The organism is Staphylococcus sp. B1(2026) (assembly GCF_058895785.1).
On record NZ_JBZXTS010000018.1, the window covers coordinates 22,409 to 29,073 of the forward strand.

The window sequence follows — 6,665 nt, forward strand, 5'->3', positions numbered from 1 at the left end:
ATAGGGTGTTAAGTGAGTTGTGGCAAGGCAAATAAAATATCTTTTTAAAAATATTACATAATGAGATATTTTTGTAATGTAACTGTTAATACGATGAGATGAATAACATCAATTTTTAGTTTAAGATGTATAAGTAGAATAAATAAAGGAGTTCACATATGTTAATTGATACACATGTGCATTTAAATGCTCATCAATATGATGAAGACTTAAATGAAGTCATTCAACGTGCGCAAGCTAATGATGTAGAAAAAATGCTTGTTGTAGGTTTTGATAAAGCAACAATCGAACGTGCAGTTAAATTAGCCGAACAATATGATTTTATACATATTGCTGTTGGTTGGCATCCAGTAGATGCGATTGATTTAACTGATGAATTATTACAATGGATTGAAAGTATTGCTGTCACAAATAAAAAAGTAGTAGCCATTGGTGAAATAGGTTTAGATTATCATTGGGATAAATCACCGAAAGATATTCAAGCTAAAGTGTTCAGACAGCAAATTCAATTAGCTAAACGTTTAAAATTACCTATTATTATTCATAATCGTGAAGCAATGGCCGATTGTTTAACTATTTTAAAAGAAGAAGGCGCTAATGAAGTAGGTGGTGTAATGCATAGTTTTAGTGGTTCTGTAGAATCAATGCAGCAAGCTTTAGCACTTAACTTTCATATTTCATTAGGTGGGCCAGTCACTTTTAAAAACGCTAAACAGCCTAAAGCAGTTGCACAAGCAGTGCCATTAGATAAATTGCTTATTGAAACAGATGCGCCATATTTAACGCCGCATCCTTATAGAGGACAACGCAATGAACCCGCACATGTTAAATTAGTTGCTGAAGAAATTGCACAATTAAGAAATTCAACTTATCAAGAAATTGCTAATATAACAACAAAAAACGCAGAAAAATTATTTAATATATAAACAAAAGGAAGGTGAAGAAATTTATTTCTTAATTAAATAAGAAGTAAATTATTTATGACAGTTTTAAAGAAAGAATTAGTTATTGCATCAATGTTAATGTTAACATCAGTAGGAAGTTATGCTTTAAGTCAGCATGATAAAGTGGCATATGCTATTGAAAACGAAGGGGTTTCAGTTAATTATACTGAAAAAGTAACAACAGTAGCAGAAGCATTAAAAGCACAAGGTATTGAAGTTGATGCACACGATGAAGTTACACCAGCTTTAACAACACCTATGCAAGATGATATTAAAATTCAAGTTAAGCAAGCTAAAAAAATCAATTTAAAAATGGGTGGCTTAACGACAGTTGCTTATACGACTGCTGATACAGTAGAAGAATTTTTAAATAAAGAGAAAATTGTATTATCAGCAAATGATAAAATATCTGTTAATTTAACAGATGCAATTGAAGAAGGTCAAACAATCCAAATTACACGCGTAGTTGTTAAAGAAGTTAATGAAAATAAATTAGTTGGTTTTGAAACAACTACAAAAGAAGATAATACTCTATCTAAAGGTGAAACTAAAATTAGCCAAGAAGGACAAAATGGCGAAATGCAACAAACGTTTAGAGTCACTTACGAAGATGATAAACAAGTAAGTAAACAATTATTAAATGAAAAAATAATTAAAAATCCTGTATCAAAAATTGAATTAATTGGGACAAAAGAAGATAATAAACCAACAACATCAGGTTCAGAAAATTCATCAGTTTCAGGACGTCAAGTAACAGTAGAAGCAACGGCTTATGGTGCTGATTGTGAAGGATGTTCAGGTATTACTGCGACAGGTATTGCTTTATCAGGTGGTGCACGTGTTATCGCAGTTGATCCAAGTGTCATTCCATTAGGTTCTCGTGTCTATGTACCGGGTTATGGTGAAGCCATTGCAGGAGATACAGGTGGTGCCATCCAAGGTAATATTATTGATGTCTTTATGGGTACAGAAGCGGCTGCTTCTTCTTGGGGACGTCAAACAATTACAGTAACAATTTTAGATTAAATGTTAATGAGCTTAAAATCAAAGTGAAGTTGATTTTAAGCTTTTTTATTGTTTACTCATGACTTGAAAATCATTGATACTAAGTATATAGTAAAGAAATAATATCAAATTTGGGGGATAATATGAAAATAGGAAAATATCATTTAGATAATTGTTCAGCTTGTATTATGGGAATTTTAAATGTGACACCTGATTCTTTCTCAGATGGTGGACGATATGTTAATATAGATAAAGCATTAGAACAAGTTGAATTAATGTTAAAACAAGGTGCTAAAATTATTGATGTAGGTGGCGAATCTACACGTCCGGGTGCAACATTTGTATCTGCTGAAGAAGAAATAGAGAGAACTATACCTATTATTAAAGGGATTAAAGAACGTTTTAATTGTTTAATTAGTATTGATACATATAAAGCGCAAACTGCACGTGCTGCGATACGAGCAGGTGCGGATATTATTAATGATGTTTGGGGCGGTTTATACGATCCAGAAATTTTACAAGTATCAGTTGACTATAATGTACCTATTATTTTAATGCACAATCAAAAAGAAGCGAATTATCATGATATTGTACTAGAGGTAGAACAACATTTAATGATGTGTGCCAATAAAGCTTTAGCAGCAGGTGTATTAAAAGATAATATTTGGATAGATCCAGGTTTTGGTTTTGCTAAAGATGCGCAACAAAATATTAAGTTATTAAAAGGTTTAGATCAAATTTGTCAATTAGGTTACCCCGTATTATTTGGCATTTCTAGAAAACGTACAGTGGGTGCCTTATTAGGTGGTGAACCTGTGCCTGAACAACGTGATCAAGGAACAGCTGCCTTATCAGCGTGGGCAATTAGTAAAGGTTGTCAAATTGTACGTGTACATAATGTAGAAAAGAATGCGGATATCGTCACGGTTATTAGTCAATTAGTAGAGGAGTAAAGATGGACAAAATTATATTACAGGGTTGTCAATTTTATGGTTATCATGGCGTTTTTTCAGAAGAACAACAATTAGGTCAACTATTTGTTGTTGATTGTGAATTAATAGTAGATTTAATGGCTGCTTCACAATCAGATGATTTATCAGACACAATTAATTACGGTGCAGTTTTTGAAGTTATCAAGTATCATGTTGAAACACAGCAATATCGTTTGTTAGAAAAATTAGCTGGAGAACTTTGTCGTGATTTATATCAACAATATGAAGAAATTCAACACATTCGTCTTAAAATCATTAAAAAAAATCCACCAATTGCCGGTCATTATCAAGCAGTAGGTATCGAAATAGAAAGAGAGCGTCAACAATGCATACCGTTTATTTAAGTTTAGGTAGTAATATTGAAGATAGATATAATTATTTAATGCAAGCACTTGAAGCATTAGCAACAACACAAGATATCGCACTAAAAAAAGTATCGCCTATTTATGAAACAAAAGCATGGGGTAATGAAAATCAAGCTGATTTTTTGAATTTATGTTGTGAAATTGCAACTACACTTTCTCCAATAGTATTATTAAAGGTTTGTCAAGCTATTGAACATAAATTACAACGTGTCCGAAAAGAACATTGGGGACCACGTACGATTGATATTGACATTTTATTATATGATGATAAAGTTGAAAAAAATGAAATATTAGAAATACCGCATCCATACATGCATGAAAGAGCATTTGTCTTAAAACCATTAGTAGATATTATCTCAACGTTAAAACATCCAGTGTTACAATGTGAAATAACAACATTATTAAATAATTTGGATATGATAGGTATTCAACATTATGAAGAATAATAGAAAGGAAGTAAAATTATCATGTGGAAAATAGGAGATATTGAAATAAAAAATCGTGTTGTATTAGCACCGATGGCAGGTGTATGTAATTCAGCATTTCGATTAACAGTTAAAGAATTTGGTGCAGGTTTAGTTTGTGCAGAAATGGTTAGTGATAAAGCTATTTTATTTAATAACCAAAAAACGATGGATATGTTATATATAGATGAGAGAGAAAAGCCATTAAGTTTACAAATTTTTGGTGGAGAAAAAGAAACGTTAGTCGACGCTGCAAAATATGTTGCAACGCATACGACAGCAGATATTATTGATATTAATATGGGATGCCCTGTACCTAAAATTACTAAAAATGAAGCGGGTGCACGTTTATTATTAGATTCTAATAAAATTTATGAAGTTGTTTCAGCAGTTGTAGATGCAGTTGATCGACCAGTCACAGTGAAAATGCGTATGGGATGGGATGAAGATCACATTATGGCGATTGAAAATGCACGTATGATAGAAAAAGCAGGAGCACAAGCAGTTGCATTACATGGACGAACAAGAGTTCAAATGTATTCAGGTGAAGCGGATTGGGATATCATTCGTGAAGTAAAGCAAGCTGTAAATATCCCTGTTATAGGTAATGGTGACGTAACAACACCAGAACTAGCTAAAAAAATGTTAGACGAAACTGGCGTTGATGGTGTCATGATCGGTCGTGCTGCGCTTGGTAATCCGTGGATTATTTATAGAACAGTTAAATATTTAGAAACAGGTGAACTAATGCCTGAACCTAATATTCACGAAAAGATAGATGTTTGTAAATTACATTTAGATCGTTTAATTAATCTAAAAAATGAAAAAGTTGCCGTTCAAGAAATGAGAAAGCATGCTTCTTGGTATTTAAAAGGTGCGAGAGGTAATGGTAAAGTACGTGATGCTATTAATCATGCCAACACACGTCAAGAGATGGTAGAATTATTAGATGAATATGCAACAATTGTCGCGCAAAAAGAACTAGAAAAAGCACAACGATTAGCAGAAAAAGCAAAAATTATTATTTAATATAGTTATATAGTCATGAACATGATAAAATAGTAACAGAATTTAAAAAGTGAGGAGAAATAAAATGTCAAATGAAGAAATTTTGAATCCAGCGGATCAAATGGCCGTGCGTCGAGAAAAATTAGAAGACTTACGTGCTGAAGGTATTGATCCATTTGGTACTAAATTTGTACGTACACATACTAATCAAACAATTATTGAAACGTTCCAAGAAATTGATGCAGAACTTTTAAAAGAACAAAATCATGAAGTTATTATTGCTGGACGTTTGATGACAAAACGTGGTAAAGGTAAAGCTGGATTTGCACATATTCAAGATTTAACAGGACAAATTCAAATTTACGTACGTCAAGATGCAATAGGTGAACAACAATATAATTGGTTTAAACATGCAGACTTAGGTGATATTTTTGGTATTCGAGGTACAGTATTTAAAACAAATGTAGGTGAAGTAACAGTTCGTGCATTAGAATTAACAGTATTATCTAAATCATTACGTCCTTTGCCAGATAAATTCCACGGTTTAAAAGATGTAGAAGAACGCTATCGTCGTCGTTATGTAGATTTAATTACTAATGAAGAGAGCCGTCAAACATTTGTGACGCGTTCTAAAATTATCCGTTCAATGCGTAACTATTTAGATGAACGTGGTTATTTAGAAGTAGAAACACCGATGATGCATAGTATTGCAGGTGGTGCAGCAGCTCGCCCATTCATTACACATCATAATGCATTAGACAAAACACTATTTATGCGTATTGCCCTAGAATTACCATTGAAACGTTTAATTGTAGGTGGTTTAGAAAAAGTTTATGAAATTGGACGTGCTTTCCGTAACGAAGGTGTATCTACAAGGCATAATCCAGAATTTACTATGATTGAATTATATGAAGCTTATGCAGATTATGAAGACATTATGTCTCTAACTGAAAATATGGTTGCACATATCGCACAAGATGTTTTAGGTACAACAACAATTAAGTACGGTGACGAAACAATCGAATTAGAACCAAAATGGCGTCGTGTACATATGGTAGATGCAATTAAAGAAGTAACAGGTGTTGATTTTTGGCAAGAAATGACAGACGAACAAGCTATATCATTAGCAAAAGAACATAATGTTCCTATCCGTAAAGGCATGAAAGTAGGGCATATAATTAATGAATTTTTTGAAACATTTGTTGAAGAAACATTAATTCAACCTACGTTTATTTATGGACATCCTTTAGAAGTTTCACCATTAGCTAAAAAGAATCCACAAGATCCACGTTTTACAGATCGTTTTGAATTATTTATTGTTGCACGTGAACACGCCAACGCATTCACAGAATTAAATGATCCAATAGATCAAAGAGAACGTTTCTTAGCACAAGTAGATGAAAAAGAAGCTGGTAATGATGAAGCACATGAAATGGATGAAGATTTTGTAGAAGCATTAGAATATGGTATGCCACCAACAGGTGGTTTAGGTATCGGTATCGATCGTTTAGTTATGTTATTAACAAATTCACCATCAATACGTGATGTTTTATTATTCCCATATATGAAAGATAGATAAGCTAATCAATAGGGTGCATTATTATGGCGTATAGCGTTGTAATAATGCATCTTTTCAGTCTGTTTTAAGTTTAATATCAGATAGTTAAAATAATTTTAAATTTTTTATTAAAAAGTGTTGACGTGTGTATTAACATTTGATATTATAGTCATTGTCCTTGTTAAACAAGTGCAAACACATACAAAAAAAACTTTTAAAAAATATAAAAAAGTTGTTGACAATACAAACACACTACTTTATAATAATAAAAGTTGAAACGTCTGGTGACGAAAGCAAAGAGGAAACACCTGTTCCCATGCCGAACACAG

At 32.4% G+C, this 6,665-nt stretch carries 7 protein-coding genes; all 7 read left to right on the forward strand.

Going from position 1 to position 6,665, the window contains the following annotated elements; genetic code table 11:
- Positions 1-158 precede the first annotated feature (158 nt).
- The 7 genes from AC5EAH_RS04470 (at position 159) to lysS (ending at position 6,357) form a co-directional block, all read left to right on the forward strand.
- Entirely contained in the window at positions 159-926 is a 768-nt protein-coding gene (locus AC5EAH_RS04470) for a TatD family hydrolase (RefSeq protein WP_493493562.1), read from the forward strand.
- A gap of 54 nt (positions 927-980) precedes the next feature.
- Positions 981-1,970: a resuscitation-promoting factor gene (locus AC5EAH_RS04475; protein ID WP_493493563.1), complete on the forward strand. Its 990-nt coding sequence runs from the start codon at positions 981-983 to the stop codon at positions 1,968-1,970.
- Between the two features lie 122 nt (positions 1,971-2,092).
- Positions 2,093-2,902: a dihydropteroate synthase gene (folP, locus tag AC5EAH_RS04480; RefSeq protein ID WP_493493564.1), complete on the forward strand. Its 810-nt coding sequence runs from the start codon at positions 2,093-2,095 to the stop codon at positions 2,900-2,902.
- A gap of 2 nt (positions 2,903-2,904) precedes the next feature.
- Complete coding sequence (gene folB, locus AC5EAH_RS04485; RefSeq protein ID WP_493493565.1) at positions 2,905-3,285, forward strand: dihydroneopterin aldolase; 381 nt, start codon at positions 2,905-2,907, stop codon at positions 3,283-3,285.
- Complete coding sequence (folK, locus tag AC5EAH_RS04490) at positions 3,267-3,752, forward strand: 2-amino-4-hydroxy-6-hydroxymethyldihydropteridine diphosphokinase (protein ID WP_493493566.1); 486 nt, start codon at positions 3,267-3,269, stop codon at positions 3,750-3,752. Before folB ends, folK begins: the two co-directional genes overlap by 19 nt.
- Positions 3,753-3,773: 21 nt before the next feature.
- Positions 3,774-4,799, forward strand: a complete 1,026-nt coding sequence (gene dusB / locus AC5EAH_RS04495) for a tRNA dihydrouridine synthase DusB (RefSeq protein ID WP_493493567.1) — start codon at positions 3,774-3,776, stop codon at positions 4,797-4,799.
- A gap of 64 nt (positions 4,800-4,863) precedes the next feature.
- Positions 4,864-6,357 carry a lysine--tRNA ligase gene (lysS, locus tag AC5EAH_RS04500; RefSeq protein WP_493493568.1) on the forward strand — a complete coding sequence of 498 codons (1,494 nt, stop codon included), beginning with the start codon at positions 4,864-4,866 and terminating at the stop codon, positions 6,355-6,357.
- The last annotated feature ends 308 nt before the right edge of the window (positions 6,358-6,665 follow it).